17 protein-coding genes are annotated in these 20229 nt (G+C 70.1%); 6 read left to right on the top strand and 11 right to left on the bottom strand.

Annotation, left to right across the window (positions count from 1 at the left end; genetic code table 11):
* Positions 1 to 6: 6 nt before the first annotated feature.
* Positions 7 to 1584, bottom strand: a complete 1578-nt coding sequence (locus WJ12_RS07035) for a sugar ABC transporter ATP-binding protein (protein ID WP_059556988.1) — start codon at positions 1582 to 1584, stop codon at positions 7 to 9.
* A 68-nt stretch (positions 1585 to 1652) separates the two neighbouring features.
* Positions 1653 to 2579 (bottom strand): sugar ABC transporter substrate-binding protein, encoded by a 927-nt coding sequence (locus tag WJ12_RS07030; protein WP_034191183.1) that lies wholly within the window; start codon positions 2577 to 2579, stop codon positions 1653 to 1655.
* Between the two features lie 306 nt (positions 2580 to 2885).
* Between WJ12_RS07030 and WJ12_RS07025 the strand changes: the two genes are divergently transcribed.
* The 5 genes from WJ12_RS07025 to WJ12_RS07005 all read left to right on the top strand — a co-directional run bounded on the left by WJ12_RS07025 (position 2886) and on the right by WJ12_RS07005 (position 9191).
* Positions 2886 to 4844: a bifunctional 5-dehydro-2-deoxygluconokinase/5-dehydro-2-deoxyphosphogluconate aldolase gene (locus tag WJ12_RS07025; RefSeq protein ID WP_059556989.1), complete on the top strand. Its 1959-nt coding sequence runs from the start codon at positions 2886 to 2888 to the stop codon at positions 4842 to 4844.
* A 46-nt stretch (positions 4845 to 4890) separates the two neighbouring features.
* The gene (gene iolD / locus WJ12_RS07020; RefSeq protein ID WP_059556990.1) at positions 4891 to 6774 is read left to right on the top strand and encodes a 3D-(3,5/4)-trihydroxycyclohexane-1,2-dione acylhydrolase (decyclizing); all 1884 of its coding nucleotides are present in this window, start codon (positions 4891 to 4893) and stop codon (positions 6772 to 6774) included.
* 61 nt (positions 6775 to 6835) lie between these two features.
* Positions 6836 to 7765, top strand: coding sequence for a myo-inosose-2 dehydratase (iolE, locus tag WJ12_RS07015; protein WP_059556991.1), 930 nt, complete (start codon positions 6836 to 6838; stop codon positions 7763 to 7765).
* A gap of 36 nt (positions 7766 to 7801) precedes the next feature.
* Positions 7802 to 8620 (top strand): 5-deoxy-glucuronate isomerase, encoded by an 819-nt coding sequence (gene iolB, locus WJ12_RS07010; protein ID WP_059556992.1) that lies wholly within the window; start codon positions 7802 to 7804, stop codon positions 8618 to 8620.
* Positions 8621 to 8699: 79 nt separating this feature from the next.
* Positions 8700 to 9191 (top strand): heme-degrading domain-containing protein, encoded by a 492-nt coding sequence (locus tag WJ12_RS07005; RefSeq protein WP_034191188.1) that lies wholly within the window; start codon positions 8700 to 8702, stop codon positions 9189 to 9191.
* Positions 9192 to 9234: 43 nt separating this feature from the next.
* Here WJ12_RS07005 and WJ12_RS07000 read toward each other — a convergent pair whose 3' ends face one another.
* The 8 genes from WJ12_RS07000 to WJ12_RS06965 all read right to left on the bottom strand — a co-directional run bounded on the left by WJ12_RS07000 (position 9235) and on the right by WJ12_RS06965 (position 16249).
* Positions 9235 to 9981 (bottom strand): SDR family NAD(P)-dependent oxidoreductase, encoded by a 747-nt coding sequence (locus WJ12_RS07000; protein ID WP_034191189.1) that lies wholly within the window; start codon positions 9979 to 9981, stop codon positions 9235 to 9237.
* A 159-nt stretch (positions 9982 to 10140) separates the two neighbouring features.
* Positions 10141 to 10845, bottom strand: coding sequence for an ABC transporter ATP-binding protein (locus tag WJ12_RS06995; protein ID WP_059556993.1), 705 nt, complete (start codon positions 10843 to 10845; stop codon positions 10141 to 10143).
* Positions 10842 to 11594 (bottom strand): ABC transporter ATP-binding protein, encoded by a 753-nt coding sequence (locus tag WJ12_RS06990; RefSeq protein ID WP_034191191.1) that lies wholly within the window; start codon positions 11592 to 11594, stop codon positions 10842 to 10844. The genes WJ12_RS06995 and WJ12_RS06990 overlap by 4 nt, the downstream gene beginning before the upstream one ends.
* Entirely contained in the window at positions 11591 to 12820 is a 1230-nt protein-coding gene (locus WJ12_RS06985; RefSeq protein WP_059556994.1) for a branched-chain amino acid ABC transporter permease, read from the bottom strand. The genes WJ12_RS06990 and WJ12_RS06985 overlap by 4 nt, the downstream gene beginning before the upstream one ends.
* Complete coding sequence (locus WJ12_RS06980; protein ID WP_034191193.1) at positions 12813 to 13748, bottom strand: branched-chain amino acid ABC transporter permease; 936 nt, start codon at positions 13746 to 13748, stop codon at positions 12813 to 12815. The genes WJ12_RS06985 and WJ12_RS06980 overlap by 8 nt, the downstream gene beginning before the upstream one ends.
* A gap of 9 nt (positions 13749 to 13757) precedes the next feature.
* Positions 13758 to 14195: an acyl-CoA thioesterase gene (locus WJ12_RS06975; RefSeq protein ID WP_034191208.1), complete on the bottom strand. Its 438-nt coding sequence runs from the start codon at positions 14193 to 14195 to the stop codon at positions 13758 to 13760.
* 139 nt (positions 14196 to 14334) lie between these two features.
* The gene (locus tag WJ12_RS06970; protein WP_034191194.1) at positions 14335 to 14871 is read right to left on the bottom strand and encodes an NUDIX domain-containing protein; all 537 of its coding nucleotides are present in this window, start codon (positions 14869 to 14871) and stop codon (positions 14335 to 14337) included.
* 121 nt (positions 14872 to 14992) lie between these two features.
* Entirely contained in the window at positions 14993 to 16249 is a 1257-nt protein-coding gene (locus tag WJ12_RS06965) for a YbfB/YjiJ family MFS transporter (RefSeq protein ID WP_156444743.1), read from the bottom strand.
* A gap of 123 nt (positions 16250 to 16372) precedes the next feature.
* On the opposite strand from WJ12_RS06965, the gene WJ12_RS06960 reads away from it, so the two are divergent.
* A complete protein-coding gene (locus WJ12_RS06960; protein ID WP_059556996.1) occupies positions 16373 to 17287 on the top strand; it encodes a LysR family transcriptional regulator in 915 nt (304 codons plus the stop codon).
* A gap of 129 nt (positions 17288 to 17416) precedes the next feature.
* On the opposite strand, the gene alaS is transcribed toward WJ12_RS06960, so the two are convergent.
* Complete coding sequence (gene alaS / locus WJ12_RS06955) at positions 17417 to 20041, bottom strand: alanine--tRNA ligase (RefSeq protein ID WP_034191197.1); 2625 nt, start codon at positions 20039 to 20041, stop codon at positions 17417 to 17419.
* Positions 20042 to 20229 lie beyond the last annotated feature (188 nt).

Raw genomic sequence — 20229 nt, 5'->3', positions numbered from 1 at the left:
TTCGGCTCAGCGCGACGCGAGATCCATGATGCGGACCTGGTCGGCGTCCTTGCGATCGACGATGCCGGTCATGCGCCCTTCGTGCATCACCATCACGCGATCGCTCATTCCCAGCACTTCCGGCATTTCCGACGAGATCATCAGCACCGCGACGCCCTTGCCGGCGAGCGCGCTGACGAGCCGGTGAATCTCGGCCTTCGCGCCGACGTCGATGCCGCGCGTCGGTTCGTCGAGGATCAGGATGCGCGGTTGCGTGAGCAGCCAGCGGCCGATCAGCACCTTCTGCTGGTTGCCGCCCGACAGGTTCTGGATTGCCTCGTGCAGCCCCGGCGACTTCACGCGCAGCATCCGGCTCATTTCCTCGCAATCGCGCTTCAGCTGCGCCTGCTGCACGAAATTGAACTTCACGTAGCGGTGGCTGAGCACGGCCGCTTCCATGTTCGCGAGCAGGTCGAGATTCAGGAAGCAGCCGCTGTCCTTGCGGTCCTCGGTGAGGAACGCCATCCCGTGCTTCATCGCCTGCGCGGGCGTCGCGATCCGCACCGGCTTGCCGTCGATCCGGATCTCGCCCGACGTGGCCGGCACGACGCCGAACAGCGCCTCCGCGACGTTCGAGCGCCCCGAGCCGACGAGGCCCGCGACGCCGAGGATTTCCCCCGCGCGCAGCTCGAAGCTCACGTCGCGGAACACGCCGTCGACGCAGAGATCCTTCACCGACAGCACGACGTCGCCGATCGGCACCGCTTCCTTCGGGAACATCTGCGTGATCTCGCGCCCGACCATCATGCGGATGATGTCGTCGCGCGTGACGTTGCTCGATGCATGCGTACCGATGTACTTGCCGTCGCGGAACACCGAGAACTCGTCGGCGATCTCGAACAGCTCGTTCATCTTGTGCGTGATGTAGACGATGCCCTTGCCCTGCTCGCGCAGCTGGCGAATGATCCGGAACAGGTGCGTGACTTCCTTGTCGGTCAGCGCGGAAGTCGGCTCGTCCATGATCAGCACGTCGGAGTCGAACGACACGGCCTTCGCGATCTCGACCATCTGGCGGCTCGCGACGGTCAGCGTGCGCACGTCGGTTTCCGGATCGATGTCGATCGACAGCCGTTCGAACAGCGCGGCCGTGCGGCGGCGCAGCTCGGCGTGATCGATCAGGCCGAAGCGGTTCTTCGGTTCGCGGCGGATCCAGATGTTCTCCGCGACCGTCATGTACGGCATCAGGTTGAGTTCCTGGTGGATCATCGCGATCCCGCGCTCGAGCGCATCGAGCGGGCCGTTCAGCACGACCGGTTCGCCGTTGATCAGGATTTCGCCCTGGTCGGGCGTGTAGACGCCCGCGATGATCTTCATCAGCGTGGACTTGCCCGCGCCGTTCTCGCCCATCAGCGCGTGGACGGTGCCGCGGCGCACGCGGAACTGCACGCCGTCGAGCGCGACGACGCCGGGAAAGGACTTGCCGACGCCGCGTACCTCGAGCACGCAGTCGGCCGCGAAAGAAGCCGGCGCGGCGGACGACCCGCCGGACGAGGCGGCCGGTGCATCGCCGCCGGCCATCGGGCGCGCGACCCTGGCTGTAAACATGGACGTTCCTCGACAAAGCGCGCGCGAACCCGGCAATGCCGGGCCCGCGCAGTTCAACGGACCGCCGGTCAGTGCTTGGCGTACTGGTTCATGTTCTCGGGCGTCACGAGCTCGAACGGCACGTTCACGTAGCGGTCGACCGGCTGCTTCTTCGCGAGCTTCAGCGCGGCGGCCACCGACTGCGCGCCCTGCCCGATCGCGTTCTGGTACACCGACACCTTCAGCTCGCCGGCCTTCATCGCCGCGAGCCCGTCCGGCGTCGCGTCGATGCCGGCGACGACCGTCTTCGGCGTCAGCTTGCGCGCGGCCTTCAGCGCGTTGATCGCACCGATCGCCATCTCGTCGTTGTTCGACACGATCGCGTCGAACTTGGTCCCGGAGCTCAGCCAGTTCATCGTGATGTCCTGGCCCTGCGTGCGGCTCCACTTGCCTTCGCGCTTGTCGACGATCTTCATGCCCGCGCAGTCCTTGGTCGCGATCACGTCCTCGATGTCCTTGGTGCGGGCACGCGCCGATTCGTTGGACAGCTCGCCCATCAGCACGAGAATGTCGCCCTTGCCGCCGAGCAGCTTGCACACCTGGCGCGCCTGCAGCGTGCCCGACTGCTTTTCGTCGGACGCGACGACCGCGACGCCGGCCGGCAGCTTGTCGAAATCGACCGGCTTGCGGTTGACGTAGACCAGCGGGATCTTCGCGGCCGTCACCATCTTCGTGATCTTCGGCGTCGCGTCGGTATCGACCGGGTTCACGATGATCGCGTCGACCTTCTGCGCGATCATGTTCTGGACCTGGCTCAACTGCTTGCCGACGTCGTTGCCGCCGTCCTCGATCTGCACGGTCACGCCGTCCTTCTTCGCCGAATCGGCGATGCTGTTGCGCAGGATGGTCAGGAACGTGTCGTCGAACGACGCCATCGTCACGCCGATCTTCTCGGCATGCGCGAGCGGCGCAGCCAGGATCGCGGCGGCCGCGACGGCCATCAGCTTGGTCTTCATGATCAATCTGTCTCCTCATCTCCGGGGGGCGGAAGACGGCGCGTTGCGCGCCGCCGGGCCGAGTCCGATACGGACTGAAGCATCCGGATGGAACTGTAGATCACTTCCTCGAACATTTGGAAATTTATTTCTACGTGATTTCACCTAGGGAACTGGATTTCCAAAAAGTCTAGACTGCGTCCGTAGCCCGATTCCCCGCGGCAGGCAGTCCCGCGTCGTGCAGCGCACGTCACGGCGTGCGGCCAGAGGATCGGTCCCCCAATCCGCCGGCAACGTCGACCGCCGGCCGCGAGCGTGACACGTGATATGAGCCAGCTGAACTTTCCGAGTGACCGCCCCATCGATCTCGCCTGCCTCGGCCGCGTGGCCGTGGATCTCTATGCGCAGCAATACGGCAGCCGCCTCGAAGATGCCCGCAGCTTCCAGATGTATCTCGGCGGCTCGTCGGGCAACGTCGCGTTCGGCGTCGCGCGGCTCGGGCTGAAGACCGCGATGATTTCGCGCGTCGGCGACGAACAGATGGGCCGCTTCCTGCGCGAGACGCTCGAGCGCGAAGGCTGCGACACGAGCCAGCTGCAGACCGACCGCGAGCGCCTCACCGCGCTGGTGCTGCTCGGGCTGAAGGATCGCGACACGTTCCCGCTGCTGTTCGTGCGCGAGAACTGCGCGGACATGGCCGTGCGCGCCGACGAGATCCGCGAGGACTTCATCGCCGGCTGCCGGGCGCTGGCGATCACCGGCACGCACCTGTCGACGCCGGGCACGCGCGAAGCGTCGCTGACCGCGCTCGGCTACGCGCGCCGCCACGGCGTCGTGCGGATCCTCGACATCGACTACCGGCCCGTGCTGTGGGGGCTGACCGCACGCGGCGCGGGCGAGAACCGTTACGTGCCGGACGCGCAGGTCACGCGGCAGCTGCAGCAGGTGCTCGGCGAATTCGACCTGCTGGTCGGCACCGAGGAGGAATTCCTGATCGCGGGCGGCGTGCCGCACGACCTGATCGGGTCGCTGCGGGCCGTGCGCGCGATCACGAACGCGACGCTGGTCGTCAAGCGCGGCGCACTCGGCTGCTGCGTGATCGAAGGCGACATTCCGGCCGGCATCGACGCCGCGCCGACGTTCGTCGGCGAACGCGTCGAGGTGCTCAACGTGCTCGGCGCGGGCGACGCGTTCCTGTCGGGCCTGCTGTCGGGACTGCTGCGCGGCCGCGACTGGGCCGAATCGACGCGCCTCGCGAATGCGTGCGGCGCGATCGTCGTGTCGCGCCACGCATGCTCGGCCGCGATGCCGACGCCGGCCGAACTCGCGCACTGGTTCGACGGCAGCCGCAATCCGGCGGTCGATGCCGACCGCACGCTCGCGCACCTGCATCGCGTGACGGTGCCGCGCCGCGAATGGGACGACCTGTGCGTGATGGCGTTCGACCACCGCAGCCAGTTCTACGAACTCGCGGTGCAGGCCGGCGCGGACGAAGCGCGCATCAGGACGCTGAAGCGCCTGCTCGTGCGCGCGGTCGAGCAGGTCGAGCGCGAGCGCCGGATCGAAGGCCACGTCGGCGTGCTGATCGACGGCGGCGCCTACGGCAGCGACGCGCTCGCGTCGGCCACCGGGCGCGGCTGGTGGGTCGGCCGCCCGGTCGAGCTGCCGGGCTCGCGGCCGCTGCGGTTCGACGAGACGCGCTCGGTCGGCTCGTCGCTCACGCACTGGCCGACCGAACAGGTCGTGAAATGCCTCGTCCACTACCACCCCGACGACGACGTCGACCTGCGCGTCGAGCAGGAGCAGCGCGTGCTGGAACTGTGGGAAGCCACCCGCGCCAGCGGCAACGAGCTGCTGCTCGAGATGATTCCGCCGCGCGCGGTCACGCCGGCCGGCACCGAGGACGACGCGGTGCTGCGCACGATCGCGCGCTTCTACAACCTCGGCGTGAAGCCCGAATGGTGGAAGCTCACGCCGCTGAGCGCGGACGGCTGGACGCGGCTCGCCGCGCTGATCGCCGAGCGCGACCCGCATTGCCGCGGCGCGGTGATCCTCGGGCTGAACCAGCCGCTGCAATACCTCGTCGACAGCTTCCGCGCGGCGACCAACCCGATCGTCAAGGGCTTCATGGTCGGGCGCACGCTGTGGGCCGACGCGTCGCTGAACTGGTTCGCGGGCCGCATCGACGACCAGGCGCTGATCGACGAAGTCGCCGGCAACTTCACGCAACTGGTCGACGCATGGCTGGGCCGCCGTGCGGCCGCGCGCGCCGCCGCCGCGGCCTGATGCCCGTGCCCGTGACGACCACCCGACTCCTCTCTATCGACCGACGATGACCCACACCGTGAGACTGACCGTCAGCCAGGCGCTCGTGCGCTACCTGGCCGCCCTGCGTGCCGAAGTCGTCCAACCCGACGGCCGCACCGACATCCTGCCGTACTGCGGCGGCGTATTCGCGATCTTCGGCCACGGCAACGTGGCCGGGCTCGGCGAAGCGCTGCATGCCGAGCGGGACCGGCTGCCGACGTTCCGCGCGCACAACGAACAGGGGATGGCCAACGCGGCCGTCGCGTTCGCGAAAGCGCATTTCCGCCAGCGGATGATGGCCGCGACGTCGAGCATCGGCCCCGGCGCGACCAACATGCTGACCTCCGCCGCGCTCGCGCACGTCGGCCGGCTGCCGCTGTTGCTGCTGCCCGGCGACGTGTTCGTGTCGCGGCTGCCCGACCCCGTGCTGCAGCAGGTCGAGGATTTCGAACAGGGCGACATCAGCGCGAACGACTGCTTCCGGCCCGTGACGCGCTACTTCGACCGCATCACGTCGCCCGAGCAACTGCTCGTCGCGCTGCCGCGTGCGATCCAGGTGATGACCGATCCCGCGCAGTGCGGCCCCGTCTGTCTCGCGCTGCCGCAAGACGTGCAGACCTTCGCGTACGACTGGCCCGAGGATTTCTTCGCGCCGCCGGTGATCCGGATGCGCCGGCCGCCGGCCGACGCGCTCGAACTCGCCGACGCCCTCGACGTGCTGAAGGCCGCGAAGAAACCGCTGATCGTGGCCGGCGGCGGCGTGCTGTACAGCCAGGCGTGGGACGCGCTGCGCGCGTTCGCCGACACGCACGGCGTGCCGGTCGCCGAATCGCAGGCCGGCAAGGGCAGCCTCGCGTGGGATCACCCGCTGAACCTCGGATCGATCGGCGTGACGGGCTCGCCCGCCGCGAACCGCGCGGCCGCGCAGGCCGACGTCGTGTTCGCGGTCGGCACGCGGCTGCAGGATTTCACGACCGGCTCGCATGCGCTGTACGGCGACGCGACGCTGCTGAGCCTGAACGTGCAGCCGTTCGACGCGGGCAAGAAACGCGGCCGGCAACTGATCGCCGACGCACGCACGGGCCTCGGCCAGCTGTCGGGCGCGCTGGCCGGCTGGCACGCCGATCCCGCGTGGACGGCCGCGAACCGCGACCAGGCCGCCGCGTGGAACGCGCGCGTGACCGAGCTGACGACGCGCATCCCGAAGGACACGCTGCCGTACGACGCGGAAGTGATCGGCGCGGTGCGCGACTCCGCGGCCGACGCGGGACGCGACAGCGCACGCGACGACCTCGTCGTCTGCGCGGCCGGCACGCTGCCGGCCGAGCTGCACAAGCTGTGGCGCAGCGGCGTGCCGGGCAACTATCACATGGACTATGCGTACTCGTGCATGGGCTACGAAGTGGCGGGCGGCCTCGGCGCGAAGCTCGCCCGGCCCGAGCGCGAGGTGATCGTGATCGTCGGCGACGGCTCGTACATGATGCTCAACGCGGAGCTCGCGACGTCCGTGATGCTCGGCCGCAAGCTGATCGTCGTGATCCTCGACAACCGCGGCTACGGCTGCATCGAGCGGCTGCAGCTGAACTGCGGCGGCGCGAGCTTCAACAACATGCTCGACGACTGCGTGCCCGAAGGCGGCGAACGCTCGACGATCGACTTCGCGATGCATGCGCGCGCGATGGGCGCCGAAGCCGTGCACGTGCGCGACATCGTCGAATTGCGCCACGAGATGAAGCGCGCCCGCGCGGCGAGGAAGAGCCAGGTGCTCGTGATCGACACCACCCACCGGCGCACGACCGACGACGGCGGCGCGTGGTGGGAAGTCGCGGTGCCGCAGGTATCCGCACGCGCCGGCGTCGACGCGGCGCACCGCGCGTATCTCGACGCGAAAAACCGGCAGCGGCGCTGACCGCGCCCGCCGCCCGCTAAAGCACCCGACAAGAACACCCTCCGAACCAAGGAAGCAAGTCATGAGCTGGAACGTCCGCATCGGCATCAATCCCCTGTCGTGGATGAACGACGACCTGCCGTCGCTCGGCGGCGAGACGCCGCTCGAAACGGCGCTGAAGGAAGGCGCCGAAATCGGCTATGCGGGCTTCGAGCTCGGCAACAAGTTTCCGAAGACGGGCCCCGAACTGAAGGCGAAGCTCGCCGAATTCGGCCTCGTGTGCGTGTCCGGCTGGTATTCGGGCTTCCTCGCGGAAGTCGAACCGGGCATGAGCGACGCCGAGGCGGTCGCGGCCGAAATCGAGCGCTGCCGCGCGCACCTGACGAAGCTGCAGTTCAACGACGTGAAGGTCGTGGTCTACGGCGAATGCGCGGGCACGATCCAGGGCAGCATCGACACGCCGGTCGCGAAACGGCCGCGTTTCGTCGACGACGACGCCTGGCGGCGCTACGCGGCACGCCTCGACGCGTTCGGCGCGCACCTGCTCGACACGTACGGGATCAAGCTCGCCTACCATCACCACATGGGCGCGTACGTCGAGTCGCCCGACGACGTCGACCGGCTGATGGCGCTGACCGACCCGACGAAGGTGTTCCTGCTGTTCGATACCGGCCACGCGTATTTCGGCGGCGCGGCCGACCCCGTCGCGCTGCTGAAGAAGCACGTGTCGCGCGTCGCGCACGTGCATTGCAAGGACGTGCGGCCGCAGGTCGTCACGCAGGCGCGCAACGACGGCTGGAGCTTCCTGAACGGCGTGATCAACGGCACGTTCACGGTGCCGGGCGACGGCGCGCTCGATTACGACGCGACGCTGTGCACGCTGAAGGACGCCGGCTACGAAGGCTGGCTCGTCGTCGAGGCCGAGCAGGATCCGGCCGTCGCGCCGAGCTATGCGTATGCGAAAAAGGGCTACACGTCGCTGCGCGCGATCGTCGACCGGTTGAGTGCGTGAGCGCTTGAGCCCCCTTCCATTGCGGAGCCCCACCCCATGACGATTTCTCCCCTGCTGGTCAAGGCATCCGCCGACCGCGAAATCTGCAACGTCACGCCCGAGTCGGCCGGCTGGAAGCATGTCGGCTTTCGCGCGCTGCGCCTGAAGGCCGGCGACACGGAAACGCTCGACACCGGCACGCGCGAGCTGTGCGTCGTCGTGCTGACGGGCACGGTGCGCGCCGAAGTCGACGGCGTAACCCACGATGCGCTCGGCAAGCGCGACAGCGTCTTCGAAGAGGTGTCGCCGGACGCCCTGTACGTGCCGGGCGGCAAGACCGTCACGCTGGTCGCGACGCGCGACGCGGAAATCGCGTTGTGCACCGCGCCCTACGCAAGCGGCGACAAGCCCGTGCAACGCCTCGACGGCGAACGGATGCGCCGCTCGGTGCGCGGGCAAGGCACCAACACGCGCTACGTGTGCGACATCCTGATGGGCGACAACCCGGCGGCCGACCGGCTGCTCGTGGTCGAAGTCGTCACGCCTGCCAGCCATTCGAGCAGCTATCCGCCGCACAAGCACGATCGCGACGCGGCGCCCGACGAGACGTCGCTCGAGGAAACCTACTATCACCGGATCGATCCGCCGCAGGGTTTCGCGTTCCAGCGCGTGTACACGGACGACCGCAGCCTCGACGAAGCGTGCGCGGTCGAGAACCACGACGTCGTGATGGTGCCGCGCGGTTACCACCCGGTCGTCGCGCCGCACGGCTACAACCTGTACTACCTGAACGTGATGGCCGGGCCGAGCCGCGCATGGGCGTTCAAGAACGATCCGGCGCACGAATGGATGATCGACGCGGCGCCGAAGCGCTGAACGCAAGACGGGCGAGCGCGCGGCCCGTCGCGGTGCGATACCCGCGCGCAATCCGCATTTGCGACGACACGGAGCCGCCATGGTGACGATCTTTCCGCGCCTCGATCACGCGCCCTTCGACGAAGGCGCGCGCGAAACGGCGTTGCCGCGCTTCAACGCCGACGTCGCGCGCCGGCTCGGGGAAATCGCGGTCAACATCGCGTCGCGCCGCGGGCTGCCGATCGCGGTCGGCATCGTCGGCAAGGCGCCGCTGTTCTACTGCGCGCTCGACGGCAGCGGCGCGCGCGACAACGACGCGATCCGCCGCCGGCAGAACACGGTGCTGCGCTTCGGCCTGAGCTCGCTCGAAGTCGGCGCGCGCTTCCGGCACGCCGGCTGGTCGCTGCAGTCGCAGGGGCTGTCGGACGACGACTATGCGCTCGACGGCGGCGGCGTACCGTTACGCGTCGCCGGCGCCGGCATCGTCGGTGCGATGACGATCGCCGGACTCGAGTCCGAACGCAACCACGCGCTCGTCGTCGAGAGCCTGCGCTGGCACGTCGGCGCGAACGCGCTGGCGATGATCGCGTAACCGCGCGGCCGGCCCGTGCGGGCCGATGCCGCGCGTGGCGCGATCAGTTCAACCCGCCGCTCACGACGAGGTGCTCGCCGGTCATCCAGCGTGCATCGTCCGAGGCGAGGAACACGGCGACCGACGCGATGTCGTTCGGCTCGCCGAGACGGCCGAGCGGCGTCTCGCCGAGCACCTGCTTTTCGAGATCGGAGCCGATGATACCCGCGCTGTGCGTGCCTTCGGTCACGATCATGCCCGGGTTGATCGCGTTCACGCGGATCTTGCGCGGGCCGAGTTCGAGCGCGAGCACGCCGGTGATCGCGTCGACCGCGCCCTTCGTGCCGCTGTACACGGCGCTCGCCGGCGGCGTGATGCTGGTCACTACCGAGCTGATGTTGATGATGCTCGCGCCTTCGCCGAGATGCTTGACGGCCGCCTGCGTCGTCAGCAGCACACCGAACACGTTCGTGTCGAACTGCCGGCGGTAGTGTTCCTCGGTGATCGCCTCGATCGGCGCGAATTCGTACACGCCGGAATTGTTGACGAGCACGTCGAGACGGCCGTACGTATCGATCGCCGTATCGACGATGCGCTGCGCGTCGGCGGCCTTCGCCACGTCGCCGCCGACCGCGACCGCGCGGCCGCCCGCCTCGACGATCGCGCTCACGACCGCGTCGGCGCCGGCCTTGCTGCTCGCGTAATTGACGACGACCGATGCGCCTTCCGCGGCCAGTGCCTTCGCGATGGCCGCGCCGATGCCCTTCGATGCGCCCGTGACGATCGCTACCTTGTTTGCCAGCTTGCTCATGATTTCATTCCTCGGTCAGAAGACATTCGATGGTGGGCGCCGATGCCGCGTTGCCGCGGCGACCGGCATGACTGGCAATGTACGGCGCGTCGCGGCGGCGATAAAGCGGCCCGACACGAATTGACTGGCGGCGTTTGCCGAACAATCGATCGCGCGCGGTCAGCCGGCACTCAGCCATGCGTCGGCGACCTCGCCGCCCAGACCGTCGAGCGCGCCGTCGTAGACGATCTGTCCCCGCCCCATCACCGCGACCCGCCGCGCGAGCCGCGGCGCGAACTGCAGGCGCTGCTCGATCAGCACGATCGCGACGCCGTCGGCCTGCAGCGCGGCGAGGCAGGCACCGACCTCGTCGACCGCGAGCGGCGCGAGCCCCTCGGCCGGCTCGTCGACGATCAGTACCCGCGGGCGGCCGGCCAGGGCCCGCACCAACGCGAGCACCTGCTGCTCGCCGCCCGACAGCCGCCCGGCTTTCACGTCCGCGCGTGCGGCCAGCAGCGGAAAGCGGTCGAACAGGCGGTCGAGCGCCGCGCGTTCGGCCGGGCCGCGTGCGCCGCGCAATCCGAGCCGCAGGTTGTCGCGTACCGTCAGCAGCGGGAACACGTCACGGCTTTCGGCCACGTAAGCCACGCCGCGCCGTGCGATCTCGAACGTACGCGCGCCCGCGCATTCGGCGCCCGCGATGCGCACCGACCCGGCCGTGCGCACGAGCCCCATCACGGCCTTCGCGAGTGTCGAGCGGCCCGAGCCGTTGCGGCCGAGCAGCGCGAGCGTCTCGCCCGGCGCGAGCGCGAGATCGACGCCGTCGAGCACGGGCTGCAATCCGTACCACGCGCGCAGGCCGCGAATGTCGAGCAGTGCGTTCATGCGCGGCCTTCGCCCAGGTACGCGGCACGCACGCGCGGATCGGCGCGGATCGTATCGGGCGCACCGGTCGCGACGACCGCGCCGCGGACGAGCACCGTGATGCGTTCGGCGAAACCGAACACCGCATCCATGTCGTGCTCGATCATCAGCACCGTGCGGCCCTGCGTCGTCGCGCGGATCAGCGCGATCATCCGCGCCGCCTGCGCGCGGCTCATGCCGGCCGTCGGCTCGTCGAGCAGCAGCGTGCGGGCGCCGCTCGCGAGCGCGATTCCGAGATCGAGCGCGCGCTGTTCCGCGTAGCTCAGTTCGGCGGCCGGCGTGTCGCGCCGCGCCTCGAGCCCGATGTCGCGCAGCACGCGCGCGGCCGCGAGATCGATCGACGCCGATTCGCGCAGCCGGTTCCACCAGCGCCGCCGTTCGGCCGGCGCATGCAGCGCCGCGCAACGCAGGTTGTCGAACACGGTCAGCCGCGCGAACGCGCTCGTTTGCTGGAAACTGCGGCCGACGCCGAGGCGGCTCGCGACGACGGGCCCGCGCCCGCGCAGGTCGACGCCGTGCAGCACGACACGCCCGCGCGTCGGCCGTACCGCACCGGCAATCACGCCGAACAGCGTCGACTTGCCCGCGCCGTTCGGCCCGATCAACGCATGGCGCTCGCCGGCCGCGATGCTCAGTTCGACGCCGTCGAGCACGGTCTGCGCGCCGAAGCGCTGCACGACGCCCTGCAGCGCGATCGCATTGCCGTTCATCGCACGTCCTCCCGCTTGCCGGCCCGCGCGTCCCGCGCGAACCGCGCGCGCCAGCCCCACAGCAGCGTGCCGATGCCGGCCGCCGAGCACGCGACGGCCCAGCCGGCCGGCGTATCGGCGTCGATGCCCCATGCGCCGAACGCGAGGCCCGTGCCGTCGTCCTGCGCGAAGCGCCACGCATAACCGAGCTCGCCCGCGCAGACGATCGCGACGCCCCAGAACACGCACGCGCCGAGCGCGCACAGCATGCGCCACCGCTCGGGCGCCGGCGCATCGCGCCGCATCGCATGCACGAGCGCCTGCGCGATGCCCGCGAGCCCGCGCGGCGCGGCCACGACGATCGCGACGAACAGCACGCCGAGATACAGCGCCCACGCGCGCGACACGCCCGCGACACCGATGCTCAGCGCGGTCAGCACCGCGGCGCCGGCCGCGGGCCCGAAGAACGCGCCGGTACCGCCGATCACCGCGGCGATCAGCACGGTCGCCGAGCGCGCCATCGACACGCTGTCGGGCGTTGCGATTTCGATGTCGATCAGCGTCAACGTGCCCGCGATGCCCGCGAAGAACGACGCGCAGGTGACCATGGCGAGCCGCACGCGGCGCGGATCGGTGCCGAGCGCGGCGACGCGCGCCGGGTTGTCGCGCACCGCGTTCGCGAGCCGCGCGAGCGGCGTGCGCGTCAGCGCGTGCATGGCCCACGCCGAGACGATGCACCACGCGGCGATCACCGCATACGCGTGCGCCGGTGCGCCGAATTGCCCGTTGCCCCACGGCGCGCCGCTCGCGCGATCGATCGGCACGCCGCCGAGACCGCCGAACCACGCGGGCACGCTCCACGCCGCCGCCGCGACGCATTCGCCGAGCCCGAGCGTGATCATCGCGAACGCGGTGCCGGAGCGACGCGTCGCGAGCAGCCCGGCGACGCAGCCGAAACCCGCGCCGGCCACGCCGCCGACGAGCGGCAGCAGCGGCAGCGGGCCGCCGAGATGGTTGAACCAGTGCGCGGCGGCGAACGCACCGAGGCCCGCGAACGCCGCGTGCCCGAACGACAGCAGCCCGGTCGTGCCGAGCTGCAGGTTGTACGACAGCGCGAGCACGACGAGCGCGGCCGTCTGCGCGAGATAGCCGAGCACCGCGCCATGCGGCCACAGCCACGCGGGCAGCACGAAGCACGCGGCGAACAGCGCCCAGCGCGCGAATCCGGCGAACGCGCGGCTAGGCATCGGCGCGCTCGCCGAACAGCCCGCGCGGCCGTGCGACCAGCACCGCGACGAGCAGCAGGTACGGCACCAGCGGCGCGAGTTGCGCGATCGACACCGCGGCCACGCGGTCGGGCAACGCGATGCCGATCCATTGCGCGAGGTCGCGCAGCGACGTGTCGCTCGCGGCCGCGAAAGTCTGCGCGAAGCCGACCGCGAGCGACGCGACGAATGCGCCGCCAAGCGAGCCGAGGCCGCCGATCACGACGACCGCGAAGACGACCGACCCGACGGTCTCGGCCAGCGCGGGTTCGATCACCGCGAGCGGCGCGCCGATCACGCCGGCCAGCGCCGCGAGCGCGGTGCCGGCGCCGAACAGGCCCGTCATCACGCGCGGCACGTCGTAGCCGAGCGCCTCGACGGCCGCGCGATGCGTGAGCGCCGCGCGCACGACGAGCCCGAGGCGCGATGCGCGCAGCAGCGCACCGAGCGCGACCAGCATCGTCGCGGACATCGCCATCATGAACAGCCGGTAGCGCGGCAACGCGAGGCCGAACACGCTCACCGGCGCGCCGTCGAACAGCCGCGGCACCGGCGCCGGCAGCGGCGCGAGGCCCCAGGCGAGTTTCGCGCCCTCGCCGATCAGGTACGCGAGACCGAAGGTCAGCAGCAGCTCACTGGTATGGCCGCGCGCCTGCACGCGGCGCAGCAGCGTGCGTTCGCAGCCGGCGCCGAGCAGCCCGACCGCGAGCGGCGCGAGCACGAGCGCGGGCCAGAAGCCCGCTTGGGCCGCGATGCTGTAGCCGACATACGCGCCGAGCATGTAGAAGCTCGCATGCGCGAAGTTCAGCACGCCCTGCACGCTGAAGATCAGTGTGAGGCCGGCCGACAGCATGAACAGCAGCAAGCCGTAGCTGAGGCCGTTGAAGGCCTGGAGCGCGAACGCGTGCACCGCGAACCGTCAGGCCGTGAGCGGCTCGAGCGCGGCGCGCAGCGCATCGGGCAGCGGCACGGGGCGGCGTGTCTCGCGATCGACGTACACGTGCACGAAATGGCCCTGCGCGGCGGGCGATGCAGCGCCTTGCGCGAACAGCCCGACCTCGTAGCGCACGCTCGACGTGCCGAGCTTCACGACGCGCAGCCCCGCGTCGACCGACTGCGGAAACACGAGCGGCGCGAAGTAGTTGCACTGTGTCTCGACGACCAGCCCGATCGTCTGCCCGTGCTCGACGTCGAGCACGCCCGCGCGGATCAGGTACTCGTTCACGACGGTGTCGAAGTAGCTGTAGTAGACGACGTTGTTCACGTGCCCGTAGACGTCGTTGTCCATCCAGCGGGTCGTGATCGGCAGGAAGTGGCGATAGGCGTCGCGCGGACGCGGCTGCGGCTTGTCGGACATGGCGATGGCGGTCAGGACGATGGAAACGGTGAGGACGACGCGCGGCGGCCGTGCGGCACGGCACGCCGGCATGAAGCGCCACGCCGCGGCGCGATCGCGCGCGGCGCGGCGAATGACACCCTGCGGGCAGGCCGGCCCGTCACTGCCCCGGCCGGTCGACGAACTCGACATCGAGGCCGCGCGCGCGCATCCAGTCGGCAAGCGCGAAGCCCGTACCGGCACGCCACGGGCGCAGCAGCGGCGGATCGACGAGCCGGTATTCGAGCAATTCCGGCGACAGCGACACCGTGCCCGACGCCCGCACGTGGTACGCGATGATCAGCTCGTTCTTGCGGATGAATTCGTACACGCCGACGAGCGACACGTGCTCGGCCTTCAGCGCGGTTTCCTCGAACACCTCGCGCGCGATGCCGTCCTCGGGCGTCTCGCCGTTTTCGAGGAAACCGGTGATCAGCGCGAACATCCCCTCGGGCCACGCCGCGTTGCGGGCGAGCAGGATCTGGCCGTCGAGCTCGACGATCGCGGCGACGACCGGCAGCGGGTTGTTCCAGTGCACATAGCCGCAAGTGTCGTCGGGACACGCCTGGCGGATGCGGCCGCCTTCATGTTCGGGATCGGCGCGCTCGGTCAGCGGGCTCGCGCAGCGCGGGCAGAAGCGGTAGTCGGCGGTGGTCATCGGTGAGGATCTGGCGAGCGCCGGACGGCCGCCTCCCGGCTGCCCGCGCACCCGCTCGGCGCGGGAAAGGCTTCATTCTAGCGAGTTTGCCCGCGCCGCAGACGATCCGTCCCCGCCGGCGTCAGGGTTGCCGGCGCGCGCTCGCGGCGGTCGCCGCGAAGCCGGCGGCGCCCGCGAGCAGCGCGGCGACCGCGACCCACAACGCCGGCGTGAACGACCCGAAACGCGCGGCCAGCGGCGCCGCGACGAGCGGCCCGAGGATCTGCCCGATCCCGTACGACGCGGTCGCATAGCCCATCAGCCCGGCCGCGCGCTCGCCGTGCAGCCGCCGCGCCTCGCGCATCGCGAACAGCGTGATCGCGGTGAACGGCAGGCCGAGCAACGCGCTGCCCGCCGAGAAGCCGGCCGCGTTCGGCCACACGATGCCGGCCACGATGCCGAGCGCCTGCGTCGCGCAGCCGGCCGCGAGCAGCAGCCGGTTGTCCCAGTGGCCGGGCAGCCGCGCGGCCGTGATCGCGCCGACGATCAGCGCCGCGCCGAACATCGGCCAGAACAGGTCCGGCCACGGCGAGCCGGCCGGCAGCGCGGCGCGCGCGATCACCGGCAGGAACGTCGCGGTGATGATGTAGCCGAAGCCCGGCGCGCCGTACAGCACGACGAGCCACGCGGCATCGAGGCGCCGGCTTCGCTCGCCGGCGGCCGGCGCCGTCGAGGCTGCCGTCGCGCCCGCGGCCGCATGCGGCGCGGCAGCCGCCGCGGGTGCCGCGGGTGGCGGCACCGTGCCGAACGTGCGCCAGATCGCCACCGACAGCACGGCCGACAGCACCGCGAAGCCCAGCCAGCCGGACGCCGCGCGCTGGCCGGCCAGCGCGCTGCCGATCAGCCCCGTCACGACGATGCCGACGCCCGGCCCCGCGTAGATCACCCCGCTCCATTCGGGCGCGTGCAGTTCGGCCAGGCGCCGCAATCCCCACTGCGACACGAACACGAACGTCCACGCGCTGACGATGCCCGCGACGAAGCGCACCGCGAGCCACACGGGCAGCAGGTGGCCGACGCCCATCGCGGCGGTCAGCAGCACGGTGGCCGCGAGCCCGAAGCGGACCATCCGCGCGGGCGCGATGCGCAGCGCCGCGCAACTGACCGCGCCGACGAAGTAACCCGCGTAGTTCGCCGACGCGAGCCAGCTGCCGGCTTTCAGGCCGATCGAGCCGTCCGCGAGCATCAGCGGCAACAGCGGCGTGAACGCGAAACGGCCGACGCCGAGCACGACCGCGAGGCCGACCATGCACGCCAGCGCGGCCGCGCGGGCAAGGCGGTCGGCCTGGTCGGACGAAAGGACGCCGGCAGCGGCGGTCGAGGCATCGAAGCGGGACATGGCGGCAACGGCCGGCACTGAGCGCGCCGGCCGGATCGGAAACCGGAATGCGGCCATCGTAGCTTGACCAAACGTTCTTGAAAAATGAATAATCAAGAATCGACTCATCCCTCGGAGAGAATCATGGACCTGGCCGCGCTGGCGATTTTCCGGGCGGTCGTGCGCGAGAACGGCGTGACGCGCGCGGCGGCCAAGCTCAATCGCGTGCAGTCGAACGTCACCACGCGCATCAAGCAGCTCGAGGAAGAACTCGGCGCCGCGCTGTTCGTGCGCGACGGACGCCGGCTCGTGCTGACGCCGGCCGGGCAGACGCTGCTGCCGTATGCGGAGCGCCTGCTCGCGCTCGCCGACGAGGCGCGCGACGCGGTGCGCGAGGACACGCCGCGCGGCCGGCTGCGGCTCGGCACGATGGAAAGCACGGCCGCGAGCCGACTGCCGGCTCTCCTCGCGCGCTATCACCACGCGTGGCCCGACGTGTCGCTCGAACTGGTGACGGGCACGACGGGCTGGCTGATCGACCGGGTGCGCGACTTCGAGATCGATGCCGCGCTGTTCGCGCGCCCGCCCGAACCGGGCGGGCTGCCCGACACGTTCGAGACGGTGCCGGTCTTCCGCGAGGATCTCGTGCTGCTGACGCCGCGCGGCCATCCGCCGGTGCGCACGCCGCGCGACGTGATCCTGCCGACGCTGATCGCGTTCGAGCGCGGCTGCACGTACCGCAAGTACGTCGAGCAATGGTATGCGGCGCACGGGATGAAGCCCGCGCGCGTGCTCGAACTCGGCTCGTACCATGCGATCGTCGCGTGCGTCGCGGCCGGCGCCGGCGTCGCGGTCGCGCCGCGTTCGGTGCTCGACCTGCAGCCGGAAACCGGCAACATCGCCGCGCACACGATTCCCGAACTCGAAGGCATCGACACGCTGCTCGCGTGGCGACAGGGTTATGCGTCGGCGGCGCTCGCCGCGCTGCGCGATGCGCTCACCGAGGCCGCGCGGCCGGCCGGCGACACGACGAAGCCGCCGGCGATCGTGACGGCCTGACCGGTGCGCGCGTCGCCGCATCGATCGACGTGCGCAAACGAAACGACCCGACCGGCATCCGCCGATCGGGTCGTTGTTTCATTCACGCGATGCCGTCAGCGCAACGGCATCGCACCGGTCGCATGACGATCAGAGCCGCTCTTCGACCCAGCCCTTCACGCCGGCCAGCGCGCCCGGCAGGTTCGCCGGCTCGGTGCCGCCCGCCTGCGCCATGTCCGGACGGCCGCCGCCCTTGCCGCCGACCTGCTGCGCGACGAAGTTCACGAGTTCGCCGGCCTTGACCTTCTTGCTCGCGTCCGGCGTGACGCCCGCGATCAGGCTGACCTTGCCGCCTTCGACGGCCGCCAGCACGATCGCCGCGCTCTTCAGCTTGTCCTTCAGCTTGTCGACCGTTTCGCGCAGCGTCTTCGCGTCGGCGCCGTCGAGCGTCGCGGCCAGCACGTACACGCCGCCGACTTCGACGGCCTGCTGTGCGAGCTCGTCGCCCTGGCTCGATGCGAGCTTCGACTTCAGCGCGCCCAGCTCCTTCTCGAGCGACTTCACCTGGTCCTGCACCTGCGCGATGCGCTGCGTGAGTTCCGACGGCTGCGCCTTCAGCGCGGCCGCCGCTTCGTTCACGCGCGCGTCGAGCTCCTGCACGTAGCGCACCGCGTTGTCGCCGGTGATTGCCTCGACGCGGCGGATGCCGGCCGCGACGCCGCCTTCGACGACGATCTTGAAGAGCCCGATGTCGCCGGTGCGGTGCACGTGCGTGCCGCCGCAGAGTTCGCGCGAGAAGCCGAGATCGAGCACGCGCACTTCATCGCCGTACTTCTCGCCGAACAGCGCCATCGCGCCGCCCTTCACCGCTTCGTCGTACGGCATCACGCGCACGATGCCCGGCGCGTTGGCCAGGATCTCGTTGTTGACGATCTGCTCGACGCGACGGATTTCGTCGTCGGTCATCGGCGCGTTGTGCGCGAAGTCGAAGCGGGTCTTTTCCGCGTCGACCAGCGAACCCTTCTGCTGCACGTGCGCGCCGAGCACTTCGCGCAGCGCCTTGTGCATCAGGTGGGTGGCCGAGTGGTTGCGCTGCGTGCGGGCACGGCGATGCGCGTCGATTTCCGCGCGCAGCACGTCGCCGACCTTCAGCGTGCCCTGCTCCAGCGTGCCGTGATGGCCGATCACGTCGGCCTGCACCTTCAGCGTGTCGGCCACCGCGAAGCGCGTCGCGGCGTTCGCGAGCACGCCCTGGTCGCCGACCTGGCCGCCCGATTCCGCATAGAACGGCGTGTGGTCGAGCACGACGACCGCATCCTGGCCGGCCTTCACTTCGTTGACGGCCGAACCGTCGACGTACAGCGCGACGACCTTCGCGTCGTCGAACGCGATGTCCTCGTAGCCGTGGAACGTGGTTTTCGCGCCCGAGTATTCGAGGCCCTGCGCGGCCTTGAACTTGCCGGCCGCGCGCGCCTGTTCGCGCTGGCGCGCCATCGCGTCGTCGAATGCCGGCTCGTCGACCGTCATCCCGCGCTCGCGGCACACGTCGGCCGTGAGGTCGAGCGGGAAGCCGTAGGTGTCGTGCAGCTTGAACGCGAGTTCGCCGTCGAGCACCTTGCCGCCCTTCGCCTCGACGTCGGCCAGCGCCGCTTCGAGGATCGACATGCCGTGCTCGATGGTCTCGAAGAAGCGCTCTTCTTCCTGGCGCAGCACGTCGGTCACGCGCTGCTCGGCTTCCTTCAGCTCCGGATACGCGACGCCCATCTCGGCGACGAGGTCGGCCACCAGCTTGTGGAAGAACGAGCCCTTGCGGCCGAGCTTGTAGCCGTGGCGGATCGCGCGACGCACGATCCGGCGCAGCACGTAGCCGCGGCCTTCGTTGCCGGGGATCACGCCGTCGACGATCAGGAACGAGCATGCGCGGATGTGATCGGCGATCACCTTCAGCGAGTTGTTCGTGAGGTCGCTGATCTCGGTCACGCGCGCGGCGGCCTTGATCAGGTTCTGGAACAGGTCGATCTCGTAGTTGCTGTGCACGTGCTGCAGCACGGCGGCGAGACGCTCGAGGCCCATGCCGGTGTCGACCGACTGCTTCGGCAGGCGCGTCATGTTGCCCTGCGCGTCGCGGTTGAACTGCATGAACACGAGGTTCCAGATCTCGATGTAGCGGTCGCCGTCTTCTTCGGGCGACCCCGGCGGGCCGCCCCACACGTCCGGGCCGTGGTCGTAGAAGATTTCGGTGCACGGGCCGCACGGGCCGGTGTCGCCCATCGTCCAGAAGTTGTCCGACGCGTAGCGCGCGCCCTTGTTGTCGCCGATGCGGATGATGCGCTCGGTCGGCACGCCGACTTCCTTCGCCCAGATGTCGTACGCCTCGTCGTCTTCCTGGTAGACGGTGACCCACAGCTTGTCCTTCGGCAGCTGGTAGACCGTGGTCAGCAGCTCCCACGCGAACTTGATCGCGTCGTGCTTGAAGTAGTCGCCGAACGAGAAGTTGCCGAGCATCTCGAAGAACGTGTGGTGGCGCGCCGTGTAGCCGACGTTCTCGAGGTCGTTGTGCTTGCCGCCCGCGCGGACGCTGCGCTGCGCCGTCGTGGCGCGCGAGTACGGGCGCGGGTCCGTGCCGAGGAAGACGTCCTTGAACTGGACCATGCCCGAGTTCGTGAACATCAGCGTGGGGTCGTTACCGGGCACGAGGCTCGACGAGCGGACGATCGTATGGCCCTTCGATTCGAAGAATTTGAGGAATTTCTCGCGGATTTCGGCAGCTTTCATGGCGTGCGGGGACAGTCTGGCAAAGACGGCTTCAAAACGCCGGCGCCCTTGACGGGCGCGCGACGGCATGGATTCGGAAACGATCGATTATACGGGATCGGGGCCGGCTTCCGGGCAAAGCGCCGGCAAAGCGGCTCGGCCATCCGGACGGCCCGGCTGGGCCACCCGCGCGGCCGATTCGCCTTAAG

This window comes from Burkholderia seminalis (assembly GCF_001718535.1).
Taxonomy (GTDB): Bacteria; Pseudomonadota; Gammaproteobacteria; order Burkholderiales; family Burkholderiaceae; genus Burkholderia; species Burkholderia seminalis.
The sequence above is the reverse complement of the archived record's forward strand: the minus strand, read 5'-3'. Positions and strand labels throughout refer to the sequence as shown.

Bases quoted from the DNA above. Each gene is read 5' to 3' on its own strand.
- WJ12_RS07035 (WP_059556988.1), bottom strand. From the start codon at position 1,584: ATGTTTACAGCCAGGGTCGCGCGCCCGATGGCCGGCGGCGATGCACCG.
- WJ12_RS07030 (WP_034191183.1), bottom strand. From the start codon at position 2,579: ATGAAGACCAAGCTGATGGCCGTCGCGGCCGCCGCGATCCTGGCTGCG.
- WJ12_RS07025 (WP_059556989.1), top strand. From the start codon at position 2,886: ATGAGCCAGCTGAACTTTCCGAGTGACCGCCCCATCGATCTCGCCTGC.
- iolD (WP_059556990.1), top strand. From the start codon at position 4,891: ATGACCCACACCGTGAGACTGACCGTCAGCCAGGCGCTCGTGCGCTAC.
- iolE (WP_059556991.1), top strand. From the start codon at position 6,836: ATGAGCTGGAACGTCCGCATCGGCATCAATCCCCTGTCGTGGATGAAC.
- iolB (WP_059556992.1), top strand. From the start codon at position 7,802: ATGACGATTTCTCCCCTGCTGGTCAAGGCATCCGCCGACCGCGAAATC.
- WJ12_RS07005 (WP_034191188.1), top strand. From the start codon at position 8,700: ATGGTGACGATCTTTCCGCGCCTCGATCACGCGCCCTTCGACGAAGGC.
- WJ12_RS07000 (WP_034191189.1), bottom strand. From the start codon at position 9,981: ATGAGCAAGCTGGCAAACAAGGTAGCGATCGTCACGGGCGCATCGAAG.
- WJ12_RS06995 (WP_059556993.1), bottom strand. From the start codon at position 10,845: ATGAACGCACTGCTCGACATTCGCGGCCTGCGCGCGTGGTACGGATTG.
- WJ12_RS06990 (WP_034191191.1), bottom strand. From the start codon at position 11,594: ATGAACGGCAATGCGATCGCGCTGCAGGGCGTCGTGCAGCGCTTCGGC.
- WJ12_RS06985 (WP_059556994.1), bottom strand. From the start codon at position 12,820: ATGCCTAGCCGCGCGTTCGCCGGATTCGCGCGCTGGGCGCTGTTCGCC.
- WJ12_RS06975 (WP_034191208.1), bottom strand. From the start codon at position 14,195: ATGTCCGACAAGCCGCAGCCGCGTCCGCGCGACGCCTATCGCCACTTC.
- WJ12_RS06970 (WP_034191194.1), bottom strand. From the start codon at position 14,871: ATGACCACCGCCGACTACCGCTTCTGCCCGCGCTGCGCGAGCCCGCTG.
- WJ12_RS06965 (WP_156444743.1), bottom strand. From the start codon at position 16,249: ATGTCCCGCTTCGATGCCTCGACCGCCGCTGCCGGCGTCCTTTCGTCC.
- WJ12_RS06960 (WP_059556996.1), top strand. From the start codon at position 16,373: ATGGACCTGGCCGCGCTGGCGATTTTCCGGGCGGTCGTGCGCGAGAAC.
- alaS (WP_034191197.1), bottom strand. From the start codon at position 20,041: ATGAAAGCTGCCGAAATCCGCGAGAAATTCCTCAAATTCTTCGAATCG.